Origin of the sequence: Bacillus sp. BB51/4, from assembly GCF_008368845.1 — a bacterium.
GTDB lineage: Bacteria > Bacillota > Bacilli > Bacillales > Bacillaceae_G > Bacillus_A > Bacillus_A wiedmannii.
In genome coordinates, this window is record NZ_QOSC01000019.1 from 42,043 (window position 1) to 59,646 (window position 17,604).

18 protein-coding genes, 1 pseudogene and 1 riboswitch are annotated in these 17,604 nt (G+C 35.2%); of the genes and pseudogenes, 6 read left to right on the top strand and 13 right to left on the bottom strand.

Annotated elements, in window-relative coordinates; translation table 11 throughout:
- Nucleotides 1-79 precede the first annotated feature (79 nt).
- Nucleotides 80-1,381, top strand: coding sequence for an MFS transporter (locus DN392_RS25430; RefSeq protein ID WP_061672142.1), 1,302 nt, complete (start codon nucleotides 80-82; stop codon nucleotides 1,379-1,381).
- 15 nt (nucleotides 1,382-1,396) lie between these two features.
- On the opposite strand, the gene DN392_RS25435 is transcribed toward DN392_RS25430, so the two are convergent.
- Complete coding sequence (locus tag DN392_RS25435; protein ID WP_001208302.1) at nucleotides 1,397-2,179, bottom strand: nucleotidyltransferase domain-containing protein; 783 nt, start codon at nucleotides 2,177-2,179, stop codon at nucleotides 1,397-1,399.
- Between the two features lie 121 nt (nucleotides 2,180-2,300).
- Complete coding sequence (locus DN392_RS25440; protein ID WP_000147454.1) at nucleotides 2,301-3,410, bottom strand: PRK06851 family protein; 1,110 nt, start codon at nucleotides 3,408-3,410, stop codon at nucleotides 2,301-2,303.
- A gap of 149 nt (nucleotides 3,411-3,559) precedes the next feature.
- A riboswitch (SAM riboswitch) is annotated at nucleotides 3,560-3,672 on the top strand.
- 84 nt (nucleotides 3,673-3,756) lie between these two features.
- Here DN392_RS25440 and DN392_RS25445 point away from each other — a divergent pair.
- Complete coding sequence (locus tag DN392_RS25445; RefSeq protein ID WP_046958871.1) at nucleotides 3,757-4,389, top strand: cyclase family protein; 633 nt, start codon at nucleotides 3,757-3,759, stop codon at nucleotides 4,387-4,389.
- Between the two features lie 27 nt (nucleotides 4,390-4,416).
- On the opposite strand, the gene DN392_RS25450 is transcribed toward DN392_RS25445, so the two are convergent.
- The 7 genes and pseudogenes from DN392_RS25450 to DN392_RS25480 all read right to left on the bottom strand — a co-directional run bounded on the left by DN392_RS25450 (nucleotide 4,417) and on the right by DN392_RS25480 (nucleotide 9,204).
- Nucleotides 4,417-4,797: a hypothetical protein gene (locus DN392_RS25450; protein WP_000424111.1), complete on the bottom strand. Its 381-nt coding sequence runs from the start codon at nucleotides 4,795-4,797 to the stop codon at nucleotides 4,417-4,419.
- A 216-nt stretch (nucleotides 4,798-5,013) separates the two neighbouring features.
- Nucleotides 5,014-5,184: pseudogene (locus DN392_RS25455) on the bottom strand (ATP-binding protein); the annotation flags it as partial.
- A 209-nt stretch (nucleotides 5,185-5,393) separates the two neighbouring features.
- The gene (locus tag DN392_RS25460; protein ID WP_000434733.1) at nucleotides 5,394-6,659 is read right to left on the bottom strand and encodes a hypothetical protein; all 1,266 of its coding nucleotides are present in this window, start codon (nucleotides 6,657-6,659) and stop codon (nucleotides 5,394-5,396) included.
- 236 nt (nucleotides 6,660-6,895) lie between these two features.
- Complete coding sequence (locus DN392_RS25465) at nucleotides 6,896-7,564, bottom strand: LSm family protein (protein ID WP_001004278.1); 669 nt, start codon at nucleotides 7,562-7,564, stop codon at nucleotides 6,896-6,898.
- A 178-nt stretch (nucleotides 7,565-7,742) separates the two neighbouring features.
- Nucleotides 7,743-8,186, bottom strand: a complete 444-nt coding sequence (locus DN392_RS25470; RefSeq protein ID WP_000655885.1) for a hypothetical protein — start codon at nucleotides 8,184-8,186, stop codon at nucleotides 7,743-7,745.
- 21 nt (nucleotides 8,187-8,207) lie between these two features.
- On the bottom strand, nucleotides 8,208-8,729 hold the full coding sequence (locus DN392_RS25475; RefSeq protein ID WP_000051644.1) for a hypothetical protein: 522 nt from the start codon (nucleotides 8,727-8,729) through the stop codon (nucleotides 8,208-8,210).
- 235 nt (nucleotides 8,730-8,964) lie between these two features.
- Nucleotides 8,965-9,204, bottom strand: coding sequence for a helix-turn-helix domain-containing protein (locus tag DN392_RS25480; RefSeq protein ID WP_002006755.1), 240 nt, complete (start codon nucleotides 9,202-9,204; stop codon nucleotides 8,965-8,967).
- 180 nt (nucleotides 9,205-9,384) lie between these two features.
- Here DN392_RS25480 and DN392_RS25485 point away from each other — a divergent pair, with 180 nt between their 5' ends.
- The gene (locus DN392_RS25485) at nucleotides 9,385-9,753 is read left to right on the top strand and encodes a hypothetical protein (RefSeq protein ID WP_000235470.1); all 369 of its coding nucleotides are present in this window, start codon (nucleotides 9,385-9,387) and stop codon (nucleotides 9,751-9,753) included.
- A gap of 260 nt (nucleotides 9,754-10,013) precedes the next feature.
- Here DN392_RS25485 and DN392_RS25495 read toward each other — a convergent pair whose 3' ends face one another.
- Nucleotides 10,014-11,063 carry an NAD(P)/FAD-dependent oxidoreductase gene (locus DN392_RS25495; RefSeq protein WP_001070940.1) on the bottom strand — a complete coding sequence of 350 codons (1,050 nt, stop codon included), beginning with the start codon at nucleotides 11,061-11,063 and terminating at the stop codon, nucleotides 10,014-10,016.
- Nucleotides 11,064-11,394: 331 nt separating this feature from the next.
- Here DN392_RS25495 and DN392_RS25505 point away from each other — a divergent pair, with 331 nt between their 5' ends.
- From DN392_RS25505 to DN392_RS25515, 3 genes are read left to right on the top strand one after another with little or no spacing between them, the layout of a single operon-like run.
- Entirely contained in the window at nucleotides 11,395-12,312 is a 918-nt protein-coding gene (locus DN392_RS25505) for an iron-hydroxamate ABC transporter substrate-binding protein (RefSeq protein ID WP_000732568.1), read from the top strand.
- A gap of 48 nt (nucleotides 12,313-12,360) precedes the next feature.
- Nucleotides 12,361-13,401, top strand: a complete 1,041-nt coding sequence (locus DN392_RS25510; RefSeq protein ID WP_142292458.1) for a FecCD family ABC transporter permease — start codon at nucleotides 12,361-12,363, stop codon at nucleotides 13,399-13,401.
- The gene (locus tag DN392_RS25515) at nucleotides 13,398-14,405 is read left to right on the top strand and encodes a FecCD family ABC transporter permease (protein WP_000983747.1); all 1,008 of its coding nucleotides are present in this window, start codon (nucleotides 13,398-13,400) and stop codon (nucleotides 14,403-14,405) included. Before DN392_RS25510 ends, DN392_RS25515 begins: the two co-directional genes overlap by 4 nt.
- 45 nt (nucleotides 14,406-14,450) lie before the next feature.
- Here the strand turns inward: DN392_RS25515 and DN392_RS25520 are convergent, their stop codons facing one another.
- From DN392_RS25520 to mtnK, 3 genes are read right to left on the bottom strand one after another with little or no spacing between them, the layout of a single operon-like run.
- The gene (locus tag DN392_RS25520) at nucleotides 14,451-15,092 is read right to left on the bottom strand and encodes an L-fuculose-phosphate aldolase (protein ID WP_000926561.1); all 642 of its coding nucleotides are present in this window, start codon (nucleotides 15,090-15,092) and stop codon (nucleotides 14,451-14,453) included.
- 54 nt (nucleotides 15,093-15,146) lie between these two features.
- On the bottom strand, nucleotides 15,147-16,190 hold the full coding sequence (gene mtnA, locus DN392_RS25525; RefSeq protein WP_000392489.1) for an S-methyl-5-thioribose-1-phosphate isomerase: 1,044 nt from the start codon (nucleotides 16,188-16,190) through the stop codon (nucleotides 15,147-15,149).
- A 12-nt stretch (nucleotides 16,191-16,202) separates the two neighbouring features.
- On the bottom strand, nucleotides 16,203-17,432 hold the full coding sequence (gene mtnK / locus DN392_RS25530) for an S-methyl-5-thioribose kinase (RefSeq protein ID WP_000033235.1): 1,230 nt from the start codon (nucleotides 17,430-17,432) through the stop codon (nucleotides 16,203-16,205).
- Nucleotides 17,433-17,604: the final 172 nt, after the last annotated feature.

The following is a 17,604-nucleotide window of genomic DNA, read 5'->3' on the forward strand; positions in this document are numbered from 1 at the left end:
ATAAACTTCGACATAAGAAGGGAAATATTAACATCAAATAAAATAATATATTTATCTATAAATAAAAGGAGGGAATATTATGCAAACTTCAGCTCCACCTCATCTAGAATCTACAAAAACTATCTTTTCAAGCTCTATTACAAAACTTGTTGTTTTTATTTGTTGGCTAGCCATTCTAGCTGATGGATATGATTTAGGTATTTACGGTGCCGTTCTGCCAAAGCTCCTAGAAGACAAAAGCTGGGCACTTTCACCGGCACACGCTGGTACAATTGCTAGCTATGCTTTATTTGGGATGTTTATTGGCGCTATTCTAGTTGGAACCATTACAGATCTAATTGGACGAAAATGGACGCTTATATGCTGTTTAGCACTTTTCTCCATCACAATGGGCCTTGCTGCACTTGCTCCTTCCCCTGAATTATTTGGTTTATCTCGATTTATCGGAGGAATCGGATTAGGCGGTGTTATTCCAACAGCTTCAGCACTTACTGTTGAATATTCACCAAAAAAGCGACAATCTTTTATTTACGCTCTTATGTTTACTGGCTATCCTTTAGGTATCGTGTTAGGTGCTATTTTGTCTATGTTTATGTTAGAAGATTTCGGATGGAGAATTATGTTTGGCATCGGAATGATTCCACTACTCCTCATTCCTTTCATCATTCGTTATTTACCTGAATCCATTCAATTTTTGTTATCACGTAATCGCCAAGAAGAAGTGGACCAAATCCTTAATCGTTTTCAAATTGAAATCAATGCAAAAGAGGAAACTCATCAAGCCCCATCTAATATAAGAAAAAAAAATGGATTTCTTACGTTATTCTCAAAAGAGTACATAAAAGCGACGCTGCTTTTTTGGATTACTTATATAATGGGAATGTTTTTAATATACGGTTTAAACACTTGGTTACCGCAGATGATGCGCCAAGCAGGATACCCTCTTGGATCTAGTCTATCATTTTTACTTATGCTAAATATTACTGCCGCAATCGGTGCATTATTTGCTGGAGCAATCGCGGATCGTATAGGGGCTAAAATTGTTATTAGCATCTCCTATCTTATGGCAGCTATATGTATTGGACTATTGACAATTAAACCATCTGTTACAATCATTTATCTTTTAATCGGCCTTGCTGGAATTGGATCAGTCGGTATTACTCAAATATTAAATGCATATGTAACACAATACTTCCCATCCCATATCCGAGCTACCTCCTTAGGCTGGGGACTTGGACTTGGCCGAGTTGGTGCGATTGCTGGTCCTATTCTTGTCGGTATTATTATGACAATGCAATATGACTTAGCATGGAATTTTTACTTATTCTCATTCGCGGGTCTTCTTGCAGCTATATCTGTTTTCTTTATTCCTACAAAATAAAAAAAGAGCACAAACTCACTTGTGCTCTTTTTCATATACTTCAAACAACATATCTCGAAACAATGTATTTAAACTCTCAATATCGATTCCTGATCCCTTTTCAATTCCTTTTACATATTGCTGATAGTAATGAATTTGTTCTTCTAAAAATTGATTCAACACCTCAATTTTTAATCCAACATCTAATTCAGTACCTGCCTTTTTCTTTATTAACAACTGTTCAATTTCATTTAATACGCTACGTTCTAACGATAATTCTGTAATCAATCGATCGAATTCTACAGGTGGTAAAGTTGTTTTCTCCTCTAGCCACTTACAAGCTAAAATAGGACGCAATACATAAAAGTATTTTTTCAATTTTACGTTCTCACCTTGCAAAAATTCACGATAATTTTTTGAAGCCATATGTAAGTAATGATATATCGTTGCTTTTGGATCAAAGTGCTTATCACTCATTTGCTGAAGCTGTTCTGGAAAATGAGAGTTTTTCGAATAGAAAATCGGTGATCGAATCCATTCGAGTAAAGCTGGGTTTGACTTTGCGAATAACTGTAACGCCTTTTTAATATCCCATCCGCTTATATCTAAATCATCACTAATCGGATACTCAATTACATCTCGTTTATCATGAATTGATAAATACCACTCTACCGGATGCATATAGACAAATCTAACATCATAATCACTATCTTTCGATGGAAATCCCCAAGCACGACTCCCTGATTCCACTGCAAATAAAATTTTCACATCATTCTCTTGTTCAATTCTTGCTAACTCCACTCTAATTTTCTCTCTCATTTCATACCCTCTCCATTTTTTGATTATTTCCTTGGAAATTCGACAAATATACTGCTAATTTTACTACATACTAAAATAGCTGTCAGAAAATTCCCGACAGCCTACTAAAATCCTTTATTTTTTACTTGTTCTTTTCTGTTACACTAACCGCAATTCGTTCAAACTCTTTTTGAATCTCCTCTTTATATGCATCTACTTTTGAAAAATCCATAGCAGCAATATATATTCGTTCTAATTTATCACGAACTGATTTCGCTTTCGCTAAGAAAGACATCGCTTCATTCATTTTTGCTTTATATTGAATCGACACGTCACGAATTTCTGTCGCATACTTCTCATCTGTCCCTGGTGTCACAATCAAGGCATACATATCTATAATTTCATCACCTTCGCGGCTCGGAAAATATTCATGTGGTGCGGTGCTATCAAAAATTGCAAACCCTAATTCTCTTACGATAACCATATCAAGACTATTTGGATCAAATCCACAATGATATACTTCAACTTCAAATCCTTTTTCTTCTGCTGCCTTAGCTAATTTTTTAAGCATTGTTGATTTCCCAGATCCTGGGCGTCCTTTTATAAAATAACGATGTGGTAATCCCTCTGTTAAATTAGGAACAAAATCAACTGCTCCTTTCGGTGTAGCTGCCCCTAAAAACCGATGTTTCACAAGCGATTGTTTCCCGCCTTTATCTGTAAATAACTTCTGAATCAGCTGATCGGTTAGTTCATTTGCTTTATTAAAATCAATATTATTAATATATATTTTCTCCCACTCGTCATGTATAACTAGTGCCTCGTTAAAACAAGCGTAAGCAGTTTGAAAAGCCTTGCTTGCTTCTGAAACAAATCGTTCAATTTCCACCTTCTGCTTTCTTAATTTATCTGAGTCCCAAGCAACCCCTAAATTAATATACTCTTCGACAACTCCTGGCATTTTCGGCTCAATAACATGCGGCGATGTTCCATCAACAATTCCTACTTTTAACTTCGGGATAATTACACCATCAACCGATTTATTATCAGAAGAACAGTGCAAAAATTCAATATCATATCCTTTTTCAACCCACTCACGGCCTATTGCTTTGATTAAAGAAGATTTCCCGGTTCCAGGACCCCCCTTTAAAATAAATAACCTGTTTAGCCCTTTTAAATTCTCGTCGTATAAATTATGAAATCCTCTAGCTGTATTTCCACCAGCGTAATAATTCAATACATTCCCTGTCACTGCACTCACTCCTTCGCAGCATTCTATTTACATAAGCTACAATATGCGAGCAACTTTATTTGGGTGAATACCTATTTTGTATTGCGCGAAAAAAGGAAATGAATTACAATTTAAAAGTAGTGAATATTCAGAAACGAAAACTTAATATGTCTTTATCAAGAGAGGCAGAGGGACCGGCCCTTTGACGCCCAGCAACCTCAGTTTATACAAACTGAATAGGTGCTAATTCCTGCAAAATGCATTGCATTTTGAAAGATAAAACGTAACTATTGTGTACAAAACTCATCTTTCTTGATTATGAAAGGTGAGTTTTTTTATTTCAAAACATATATTGGAGGTATTTAAAATGAAAGTAATTGACCTATCACAAACATTTGAAAACAATATGTCCCAATTCCCTGGAACACCAAAAATCAATTTAGGAGCCATTACAAGCGTTGAAGAGACAGGCTATCAAGTTACAGATTTTCATTCTGTCGTTCATGTTGGCACGCATTGTGATGCTCCTGCTCATTTCATTTCAGGCGCAACGACTATTGATCAATTACCCCTAGATCAATTTGTAGGCGAAGCTGTTCTTATTGATGTAACTCATGTACAAGAACGAAAACTACCTAAAGAAGTATTACACAACGCTGACATAAAAGAAGGTGATATTGTCATTTTCCATTCCAATCTATCTACGAAATGGAATACAGAAGCATATGAGAAAGAAGCTTTTTATCTTTCTGAAGAATTAGCTGAAGAACTAGTTCAATTAAAAGTAAAATCTGTCGGTTTAGATTTCATCTCTCCTGATGAGGTAACGACAGAAACATCGCCAATTCATCACATACTACTTGGGAATAATATTTATTTAATCGAAAACTTAACCAACTTAGATGCAATTAACACGAAACGTTTCTTTTTCTCAGCGGCACCTTTAAAAATTAAAGATAGCGACGGTGCTTTCGCAAGGGCATTCGCTGTAATTTTTTAAACAAACTATACAAAAAAGCAAAGATCATCACTGACCTTTGCTTCTATTTTTTTTATTTAAACTAAGAAAGAATTGCTCGACACGAGGACGTAACCAAGCTAAATAATCTTTCTCTTTCTTCTTTGTACAAGCTATTTCTTCCCCATCTACCATTCCGACAAGCTCTAGCTCTAACAGTTGCCTCGTAAATGCTAACATATTTATTTCTTCGTCTGGATACTCTTCTTTTAATTTCTCCTCAATTTCCCCCAATAAAAAACCGTCACGCATCATTGCCAATGCATCAATCCAAAGTGGCGGCATTTCATATTTTTCTCCTGTAATTGTATCTTTTACAATATAATTCTTTTGCTCTTTTCGAAATTGAATCGTGTGTAAACATACAGTCGAATTTAATGTTAATTCCATCATACCACCTCTTTCATAATATCTGCATAGAAAAAAGGATGCGCGTGCACCCCTTCTTTCTCTAACACTACCGAACCGTTACATGAATAACAAATCTCATGTCGATATTTTCCTCCATTATAAACGAAGTATTTTATAAAAAAAACCCTTCTTGAAACATTTTATAAAATGTTTATATTTACACAACAAGAACACTTTTCTGAAAAATATTTTCCTCTAGCACATTATGCTGTCGGTAAAAAAAATTTCCTCTTTCGTTCCTATTCCCATGCTACTTTGAATCGCGATACTTCCTTGATGTTCCTCAATGATTTTATATGTAATCATTAACCCCAGTCCCGTACCATTCTCCTTTGTTTTGTAAAAAGCTTTACCGATTTTCTCTAACAAATCCGTTAATTTTTTTAAATACTTTAAAAGCTTCTCTTTCCTCATATATCAAGCTTTTAAATTTGTTCATATAAATACTCCTCATACTCAATACAAAAGCTCTACATATTATCTCCTTAAATTATAAGTATGAAATTGCTTTCAGGGTAAGATGTAACCTTATCATACGAAAAGGAAGGAGATTTCCCCTTCCTTTTCGTCACAACTTATATCCATCTTACCCGATCATGTAGCAATCCATCCGTAAAGTCATTTCCGCCCACTACAAAATCCTTCATATATAAATTCAAATATTCCCCGTACTTACTCTCTGTATTTAATAATAATTCCTCTACATAATAGGCACCTTGTTTAAAGTTATCGAACAGTAAACTACACAAGCCAGCATAAATTCCGCATCCTACTTGGAAGTAAGTCGCATTCGTTTTATATTTATGAAAAACTTGACTGCTATTCATCACGTTATACATATATGTCTCGCTATTTTCATAAACGAGTAATACACCTACTAGATCCTCGCCCGCAATCTCTTCTTCGGCTGGATTAAATACTTTACGATTCCAATTCCATAAATCTTCTACTTGATCTAAGTTCTGTCTAATTACATTAGTCGTATACTCATTAATTCGATAAAGAAAACCCACTTCCATATTGAAGTTTTTTCCTAAAATTAAAACTTCCTCATGTGGCATTAAACAGCCATAAAACTCTTTCTCTCCTAACTTTACTTTATACTCTGAAGCATATACATCTTCATAAAAATAAAGAGGACGATGCTGACTCATATACATCGGATAACTCCATATCGCTTCATCTAGAAATCGCTCTACTGCCCATGAAGCATAAAGTGTATGAGGCTTTATCAGTGCTGTATCATTCAAAAATGACGTATCATGTTCTACTATATAGCATGCTCTTGGCTTTTCTTTTGGCCGCTCCTTCATAAGTTCAACAACCATCCATTGAACAACACCTGGATTCATACCTGAGCCTATAATTGCTTTTGTATTTGTAAATTTCTCTTTCTCCTTCTCAAACCTCGTATATCTTTCCGTAAGCTGAAAGCCGATTAAACTATCGTCCTGATCTACTTCCTCATTTTCCAAAGCTGAATTAATATAACAAATTCCAAGTTCATTACAACAACTTAATACTCTGATTGTATCTGCCCCCGAAACATCAATAACAACACCCGTGCTTTTTTCTTTCAAATGTTGTTTGAATTTCACTACATCTTGAAGGTCAATTTCATATAAAAACAATTGATCTTTCAAATTTGGAAACAACTCACCATAATAAGCCCTATCTTTTTGTTTTATATCAACCAAATGAAATGTAACATTCTTTATCGCTTCATAAATCGGGTCTTTTTCATTTACTATCGCTTGATTTAAAATTGCTAAAACTGCTTTTGCTGCTCCACCAGCACTACCAAGTAATGTAATCGATAACGAATTTGGAAACTGCTCCACAAACAAAACCCCTTTAATATATTAGTTGAGCAGTTCTCCCTCAAAAAATAAATTGAATATATTACAAGATGGCTCGTACATATTTTTTATAATTTCGCACAAGATTAGCTCTTCATAGATAAAGCTAACATATTTATATTCAATTCATTTTTACCCTCATATTCAAATCAATCTAAACAAATAGGCTCGACCTTTTCTTCTACATATAAAAGAAAAAGCCAGCCCTTTCAACTCGTCTACGGACAATGGACAGATTTCACATGTTGAATATTCACATACATTTTTGCATCACGTGCTTTTAATATTTCAATATGCCCCTCATCAATCTTCGCCATCTTTCCAATCTTATTAGACTCCTCACCTAAATCGAACACCATAATTTTTCCAGCCATTTTAATAAGCTGCTCTTCAAATGTTCTAGCTAACGTAATATTTAACGGATTCACGGGGAGTTCATTTTTATTGAGGGCATACGGAACTTGATTTTCTTTATACGGAATTAACCATTTCAAATGCTTTAAAGATATATATACTGTTTTATAAACTGGACTATAAAAAACAATATAATCGTTCATTACACTTGTAACATAACCGTGTATTGGAGCATTTCCTGCTACATAAACTTCTGTAAAAATCCCTTTAGAAGTACTTAATACTTTTCTCAAAGAAATGGAAGGGGATTCCCTCTTAATTACAGAATCCACATCTGGTTTTGATATCTCTTCATCATATGGTCTTAAAAACTTATAATATTGTACATGGTATAAAGATATATATACGTAGTCTTGTCCATTGTAAAGAACAACAATATCATTTCCTACGTCTATTAATACACCTTTAAATCTTTTTTCACCAATTAATTTAACATATATATTTTCTCCAATACTTTTGTTTAACTCATTCATCTGTATCCTCCTTCCTATGAATTTTTACTCTCCTATTCTCCATTTCAAAAAATAACCAGGGGCAATGTTCTGTTTTTTAATAGTAAGAAGCCCTTTTTCATATATCCAAAAATAATTACAGAGAAATATGAAATCATTCTTCACTTTCAATCATAATGCCCCTTTTATTTATTAAACATTATTCTTCTTCAGTCTTTTTGTTTTTAACTATTTGACTCACGCTCTTAATATGGGAATTAATCACATAAATGACCTCATCACCGTTAACTAGTGTAATATTTCCATCATGTATATCACTCAATAAACCTTCCACACACTCTGGTCCACCACGATTAATCTTTATCCATTTATACTTCAAGTCATTTAATACATCTAAAAAAGTATCTTCTTCCGCATAAAAACATGAACCATATTCTCCTTGTGCCTCTTTTACTTTTCTGACTAGACTCTTCACATGTTTCAGCTGATAATACACTAATTCTCCATGAGGTAATTGTAGTGTAAGGTAATCTTTTCCTAACAATGACAGTACACCTACTCGACTTTCCGGTCCACGAAGATTTACTTTTACATTCTCACCAACTAAACCTTTGATTTGATCACAGCATAATACATCCTTCAAATTCATACCCTCCTTTCTGTTTTATCTTCCTCTACTTGATTGTCTTAGTGCGCGAGCTCGACTTGAATTATTGCTGTTTTCATTACTTTTCTCATTGCTACTCTCATCACTCTCTCCACTTACAGATGCATTATAATTAACACTCTTAATATGAGATAGTGTAATTAATACAACTTCTTCTTTAATAATCAATGTTACATAACCGCCAGAAACATCTTGTAAAATACCTTCAATTTTCTCTGGTCCACCACGGTTAATTTTCACCCAGCGGTATTTGAAGCTTTGAAGTAGCGTTTCAAAGTCTTCTGCAATGTCTTCTTCTCCCCATTCTAAATCACCTACTCCACCATCTTTCGTATTTTGGGTAATGCTTTTCAGATGGCGAAGCTGGTAGTAATGGTTCTCTCCTTTTTCATTCTCTAATCCGAAGTAGTCCACACCTAATGATACTATTGTTCCTTTTTGAGATTCTGGTCCACCTCTGTTTACTCTTACATAAGATCCAATTAAGTCTTTCAAAAAATCCCAATGAAATAAACTCACGAGAAAACCCCTTCCATTAATTTATAAGCTTTTGCACTGATAGTATATGTATCTGTACAGGTTACGTTCTCTATGTTTGTCCTAGCTAGAAAAAAATATGCTTTTAACCTGGTAGACTAATACCTATCAAACTCCCGAAAAGCCCTGGAGACTCCTTAAAATTTTGATATCTTGAAACAAAAAATCCCGTATGAAGATACATTTCTGCATATCTTCATACGGGATCTCCCATAGTTTAATCTTCGTCTTTAACATCCATATCTTCTGGAATTGGTTCGTTCAATATATCTTCCACTAATTGCTTATATTTTTCCATTTGTTCTAAATGTGTATTGAATTGTTCTTTATTTAATAAATATTGCTCTCCATCAAATAGTGCACGAATTTTCTTTTGCTGAATTAGCTCTTCAATATACGATTTTGGTAAATTCAAATACTCCGCAGCTTCTTCTACTGTTATATACAACGCGTTCATTCCTTTATTATTTTTTTCATATATACTGTATCTTACTTTATTTTTGTAAACAAATAAAAAAGATTTTGTAAATGCAATTTAAAAAGAAGGTGGATGCATTCCATATATTGTATAATAATATAGTAAGGATTTTTTAAATATATAATGGTATTACCCATTTACACAAAGGAGAGTTAACATATGGCTACTCGTCACATCATTACAATGTTAGAAAAAACATTACAATTTGAAACAGAAAACACAATTTCTCATTTAACTACATCTTTATCTGATCGTATTCTTTCTCAAAGCGCAGTAATACATGAAAACAATTGTTACCATACAATTGGGGAATGGTACAAAAATCACTTTTTATTCCAACAAGATGATTTCCTTTGGGCTAAATACGTTTTCTATGACGCATATTGTGAAGCTATAAAGGAACAAGGACATCTTACAAAACGCGTCCGTCAAATATTAGAATCATTAGCTCGAATGCATGGAAAACAGTACATTGCTTCTATATTAAATATGCCATTTCCTAACGAACGAGCTAAAGGGACAGCATAATGTAATACTGTTCTGCGGCAGCAAAACATAGATTCATTGTTTTCTAGGGAGATTTACAAATAAAACGTTCATATCACATGAACTGATGAAACCGGTGTCATTACAATGATTGAAAATATAGTAAACAGGAAAACCCCCATTTACCTCTCTCGTCACTCGAAAAGAGAAGTAAATGGGGGTTACTTGTTTCTTTATCCTGCTATATTAGTGCGTAGCCATAATCAGCGGAGAATAGCCCCACTGATTACAGTTTCACTTTATTATTTCATCATCTGCTTGATCAATTCACGATTTCTCTTCGTAAATACTTCATTATGCGAAGAAACCATTCCGTACTCACTTGCATCAGGTTGAATAAATTGTTTCGCTTTATTTACAGCATTTCCAGCATCTTGGAATGCTCCCGCAATTAAGTGTAATTTCCCTTCGTGTTTTAAAATATCTCCCGCAGCATATAATCCATCTACAGAGGACTCACTATTCGCATTACCTGCAATATAATAATTATCTATAATTGCAACGTCTAACTCACTATTTTCTAATAACGTAATGTCACGTTCATATCCATGGTTAATAATCACTTCATCAATAGGTAAATGTGAAATTTCACTTGTTTCATGATTCGTTAATTCTACATATTCGATCGCTTCATGATTATCACCAGCAATGAGTTTTGTAATCGATGTATTAAAGAAACACTCCGCCGAGCTGTTCAGCAGTTGTTTTACTTGTGCTTCATGACCAGATAATTCTTCTTTTCTATATGTTACATACACTTTTTTCGCAATTGGTTCTAATTCATTTGCCCAATCAACAGCAGAATTTCCTCCGCCGGAAATAATGACCGTCTTACCTTTGAAACGCTTTAAAGATTTCACTGTATAATTTAAATTAGATACTTCAAATCGCTCAGCACCTTCAATTGATAACTTTTGAGGTTTCAATATACCACTTCCAGTTGCGACGATAACTGTTTTTGAAAAATGTTCTTCTCCAGTGCTTGCTTTTAACGTAAAAGTGCCATCTTCGTTACGAATAATCGATTCTACTTTTGTACTTAATACCACTTCTGGCTTAAATGTTAGCCCTTGCTGTACAAGTTGTTCAATTAATTTATCACCTGTAACTGGCAGCAGCCCTCCTACATCCCAAATCATCTTCTCTGGATAAACATGTATTTTCCCACCTAACTGTGGTTGAAATTCTATTATTTTCGTTTTCATCTCTCTGAGTCCACTATAAAAAGCTGAATAAAGCCCTGCAGGTCCTCCGCCTATCACAGTTACATCAAACAATTCTTCTTGATTCATTCGTGTCACTCCTCAGCCACTAGTCATTGATTATCATTCTCAATAAAATATAACCTGTTTCCGCAAAATTTACAATCAAAATTACTATTGACAATACACCTATATAAAATTATATTATTTAAAGAATCAATAGTGATAATCATTATCAATTTGTTAATAATTAGCAAATTTGAGATTACATCTTCTTTTATTAATATGGTTAATACTATATTGTAGAATCTCATATTCAAGATTTTTAATAAGCATTTTGCATTACCACTACTCTTTCAAAAAGATTACAGTTAAACAAATTGTTATATACACATATCATCTATGTTAAAGGAGAAAAACAATGAAAAAGTTATTTATTTCACTAACAGTTCTTTTCGTTCTTGTTATGAGCGCTTGTAGCAATGGCTCTACAGACAAAAAGAACGATGCAAAAGGTAGTAAATCAGAAACAATTACATACCAATCTGAAAATGGTAAAGTAGAAGTTCCTGCAAATCCAAAACGTGTTGTTGTTTTATCATCATTCGCTGGTAACGTAATGTCATTAGATGTAAATCTTGTTGGGGTAGATTCATGGTCTAAACAAAACCCACGCTTTGATAGCAAACTGAAAGATGTTGCTGAAGTATCAGATGAAAACGTTGAAAAAATCGCTGAACTAAATCCAGATTTAATCATTGGTTTATCAAATATTAAAAATGTTGATAAGTTAAAGAAGATCGCTCCTACTGTAACGTACACTTACGGAAAAGTTGATTACTTAACACAGCATTTAGAAATCGGTAAATTATTAAACAAAGAAAAAGAAGCAAAAACTTGGATTGATGACTTCAAGAAACGTGCACAAGACGCTGGTAAAGAAATTAAAGCAAAAATCGGTGAAGATGCAACAGTTTCTGTTGTAGAAAACTTCAACAAACAACTTTATGTATACGGCGAGAACTGGGGCCGTGGAACAGAAATTCTGTACCAAGAAATGAAATTAAAAATGCCTGAAAAAGTAAAAGAAAAAGCATTAAAAGAAGGTTACTACGCATTATCTACTGAAGTATTACCTGAATTTGCTGGTGATTACTTAATCGTAAGTAAAAACAAAGATACTGATAACTCATTCCAAGAGACAGAATCATATAAAAACATCCCAGCAGTAAAAAATAATCGCGTATACGAAGCAAACATGATGGAATTCTATTTCAATGATCCACTTACATTAGATTTCCAACTAGACTTCTTCAAGAAGAGCTTTCTTGGTAAATAATACAAACATGAGGAATTCTTAATTTAAGAATTCCTCTTCCTTTATTCTATGAACAGAAAAGATGTGAAACGAATGACAAAAGATCACGACAATCCACGTTCTATAGCTTTTACATACAAACTAATTTTGAGTATAATTGCATTCTTTCTTATTTTTATGGTAGCAATGGTATTAGGTGCTGCAGATACTTCAATAAAAGACGTATGGTTAGCACTTACTTCCTCCGCTAAAGGGGACAAAATATCTATTATTCGCGAAATACGTTTGCCACGTGAAGTTGCTGCTATTTTTGTAGGAGCTGGACTTGCTGTTTCTGGAGCAATTATGCAAGGATTAACACGAAATCCACTTGCAGATCCTGGATTATTAGGGCTATCTGGTGGAGCAAATGCTGCACTTGCACTGACACTTGCTTTCAATCCTTCCATCAGCTATCTTTACTTAACATTTGCTTGCTTTATCGGTGCTGCAATTGGCGCAATTATGGTATTTGGAATTGGTATGATGAAAAAAGGCGGGCTGTCCCCTCTTCGAATTGTATTAGCCGGTGCTGCCGTTTCAGCATTTCTACTCGCAATTTCAGAAGGAGTCGGCATTTACTTCAAAATTTCACAAGATGTATCGCTTTGGACTGCTGGGGGCGTAATTGGAACTACTTGGAGCCAATTGAAAATTATTATTCCAGTCATTTCAATTAGTATCTTTATCGCTATCTTACTAGCAAAAAAATTGACAGTTCTTAGTTTTAGTGAAGAAGTGGCTATTGGACTAGGTCAAAAAATTATTGTTATTAAAACCATTCTATTTATCATTATTATCTTACTTGCTGGTGCTTCTGTAGCGCTTGTCGGAAATATGGCATTTATCGGTTTAATGGTACCTCACATGGTACGCCCAATTGTCGGTCCAGATTACCGATTTGTTATACCGATGTCAGCAATTGCTGGAGCTTCCTTTATGCTACTTGCAGATACAATCGGACGTACTATTAACGCTCCATACGAAACACCAGTTGCCGCTATTGTCGCAATTGTAGGGCTACCATTCTTCCTATTCGTTGTACGTAAAGGAGGAAAAACATTCTCATGATGCAATCTATTCTAAGAAAACAACGTCTTATTATACTCGCTTTACTAATACTGACCATCACCACCATTGTAGTTGGAATGGGACTTGGTTCAGCATCTTTATCCTATGATCGACTACTCCCAACATTAATGGGACAAGGGACTTTTAAAGAGGAGTTTGTTTTATACTCTTTAAGACTACCTAGAATTGTTATTACATTATTAGCTGGTATGGCTCTCGCTTTATCAGGGGCTATTCTGCAAGGAATTACTCGAAATGATTTAGCTGAACCTGGTATTCTCGGAATCAACTCTGGGGCCGGTGTTGCTGTTGCTATTTTCTTTTTATACTTTCCAATAGATGTAGGTTCATTTCTTTACTTACTACCTGTCGTTGGATTTATCGGGGCATTTCTGACAGCTGTTCTAATCTACGTATTTTCATACAGTAAATCAACTGGACTTCAGCCGGTGCGATTAACATTAACCGGTATCGGTTTTGCATTTGCACTATCTGGAACGATGATTGTCCTTATTTCATCCGCAGATCGTATGAAAGTAGACTTTATTTCAAAATGGATTGCCGGAAATATTTGGGGAGATGACTGGATCTTCGTTTTAGCAATGCTCCCATGGTTAATCGTATTAATTCCGTTCGTTTTCTATAAAGCAAATCGATTAAACATTCTAGCATTAAACGAACCAGTCGCAATCGGTGTTGGAATTGAAATTGAAAAAGAACGCAGATACTTATTAGTTGCAGCCGTCGCGCTTGCAGCTGCAGCTGTTTCCGTAACAGGAGGAATTAGCTTTATCGGACTAATGGCTCCTCATATCGCGAAATCTTTAGTAGGTCCAAGACATCAAATTTTCATGCCTATCGCCCTTTTAATCGGCGGATGGCTATTGCTATTTGCTGACACAATCGGAAGAAACATCGTTGAACCTAATGGCATCCCAGCAGGTATTGTCGTTGCTTTAATTGGTGCCCCTTACTTTATGTATTTGTTGCTTAAGAAGGCGTAAAGAAACCCCCTCAAGATTTTTTCTTGAGGGGGTTTTTATTTCATTCTACTGCTGTCCATACCCTTCAAACTTCTTCGCCAAATTCGCCATCTCATCTTCTGGCAATAGCTTCGGCTCTCCGACGCTTTTCGTTTGATAATAAATTTGCGCACAAAACTCAATTTCTTCTGCAACAGTAAACGCCATTTTTATGTTATTTGCACCTGCAATTAAACCGTGGTTCTCAAGTAAAACGGCACGGCGATCAATCATTCCTTCAAAAGCAGCATCTGCCAGTTGCTTCGTACCAAATGTTTCATACGGTGCACAGCGAACATTCGGGCCTGCGAAAGCAATTAAATATGATACAGCAGGAAGCTCCCACCCTAATGATGCAATCGTCTTTGCATAAGGTGAATGTGTATGCACAAGCGCATTTATATCTTCACGATTTCTATAATAAATAAGGTGCATATCGAGCTCGCTTGACGGTTTTCTCTCTCCCTCTACCACTTCACCATCTAAGTTTAATATAACTACATCTTCAGGTTTTGTTTCATAATACTCTAAACCACTTGGGCTAATCGCAACAAGACCTTGTTCACGATTAAAAATACTAATATTGCCGCCTGTCCCCTTTGTTAAACCGCTAGAAATCATTTTCTTTCCATACGCTACAATTTCTTCTCTTTCTTTTTGTAATAACATATACATCCCCCTAAGTATGAAGCTTATGATGACTGACTTTTTAAATCTATCTACTTATTGAAATAGATTTTTTAAGTTCTCCGTAAACGGTGCTTTTACAATCCCTTTTTCCGTAATAATCGCTGTTACATTTTCATGTGGTGTGACATCAAATGCCGGATTATATACTTTACTTTCTTTCGGAGCAGAATATTGTCCGAAGCGATTAATCACTTCAGAAGCATCTCTTTCCTCGATTGGAATTTCTTTTCCTGTCGGTGTTTTTAAGTCGATTGTCGGTGTTGGTGCTGCTACATAAAACGGAATGTTGTAGTATTTCGCTAGAATAGATACGCCTAATGTCCCAATTTTATTTGCTACATCACCGTTTGCTGCCACACGGTCACATCCAACGATTACCGCATCAATCTTTCCTTGTGACATGACCATAGCCGCCATATTATCCGTAATAACAGTAACATCAATCCCCGCTCGTTGTAGTTCTAATGCTGTTAACGTTGAACCTTGTAATCTTGGACGTGTTTCATCTGAAAAGATTTTTAAGTCCCATCCTTTTTCTTTCGCTAAGTACATTGGAGCTGTCGCAGTCCCATACTTAGTCGTCGCTAACGCACCAGCATTACAATGTGTTAATACACCCATTCCATCATGGAATAACGTTAATGCATGTTCTCCGATTTGACGGTTAATTTCTTCATCTTCTCTATGAATCTCTTTTGCCTCTTCTAGTAATCTATCTTTCAACTGAGCGATTGATAAGTGCGCGTTCTCTGCCACGACTGTCTCCATTCTTTCAAGTGCCCAAAATAAATTTACTGCTGTTGGCCTTGATGTTGCCAAATATACACATACCTTTTTGACTTCCTCTATAAAGTCTTCCATCTTACTTTGAGTAACTTCCTTTGTTCCTAAATACACACCATACGCTGCCGAAACACCAATCGCTGGTGCTCCTCGTACTTTCATTACTTGAATGGCATCCCACACACTTTCAGCTGTCTTGAAAGATTCATAGACAACCTCATTCGGTAATAATGTTTGATCTAATAAAACTAAAGCATCATCTTTCCACTGAATGGGTATTAATTGCTCTTCCATCATCTTCTCCCCTTACTTCGCGTAGTGCATTGACTGTTCTTTTAACGTTTCTACAAAACTTGTGCCTGTTTTATATTGATTAGCCCGTAAAATAAATTTCTTCGCTACTTGAAGACAAATGCGTTCTGCTCTAGCACGTGCTTCCTCATTCTCGATACAAGTAATATCCTTTACTTTCGCTAGCCCAACAATACGACGAATTAACTCAAGGCCCGTCACTGCAGCTGTATCCTCTAATACAGATTGTAAATATACTTCGTTAAAGCCTTCTTCCTTCGCCATAATCTCGGTCACATGAATATTCCAAGCATCTAAAAACTTCTTCTTAAATAAATCAATTACCTCTACCATTGTCGATTGTAGCCAACCCATATACGTATCTTTCTCAGCTCCAAGCGCCATGGTCGCATCTGCATTCACCCAAGCAAACATTAAATTCGCCATTACATTCCCAACGTCATATCCCATTGGTCCATAAAAGGCAAACTCAGGATCAATAATCTTCGTGGAATCATTTTTCACAAAAACAGAACCAGTATGCAGATCACCATGAATAAGCGCCTGTGCATTCGTCATAAAAGAAAACTTAAGTTTTGCTACTTCTAAACGAAGCTCTTTATCACTATAAATATGCTCTCTAATCCATCCTTCATTTAACAGAAATAACTCGTTACGCTTATTATGATTTGTAAATGGCTCAGCGTAGACGAGGTCTTCTGTAATCTCACATAATTCAGGATTTATATAATTCTTCACAAGTTCCTTCTTCTCTTTATGATTCATTACAACATCCGATGTTAATAAGAGTGTGTTTACCAAAAAAGTCGTTACATCGTCAGCAAGCCTCGGAAATATTTGATGATTTATAAGTGCTGTACGTAATATTGTATGGTCCGATAAATCTTCCATTACGCAACAATTCATCACACTATCAAACAAATATACCTTTGGAACAAGCCCAGGTGCTAACTCCTCCTCTAACTGCAAAACATCCGATTCTATACGAATACGATTCGTCGACAACTTAAACTCGTCTGAAATGCGTGCTGTATGCCCAGCTTGCTTTACAATGACAGAAATCTTCTTCTGTTCATCCCAAACACGGAATACATAATTTAAATTACCATCGCCTATTTCTTTACACTGTAACCCCTTTGCATCCTCAAACTTACATAATTTCTCTTTCACATATACAATCACATCTTTAGCTTCCATTAAAAAATACTTCGTGAACTTAGACATGGTTTCCCCTCCACACTAATTGTAAGCGTTTTCTAAAAGCTATAAAAAATAATAGGGTGAAATTTTTTCATCCTATATTATATCTCCTTCTTTTTGAAAGGTATATCTAGGTTTTATTATATCTTGTTAACATCTTGAGTCAATGTTTCTATATTACTGCAATATGCTTCCT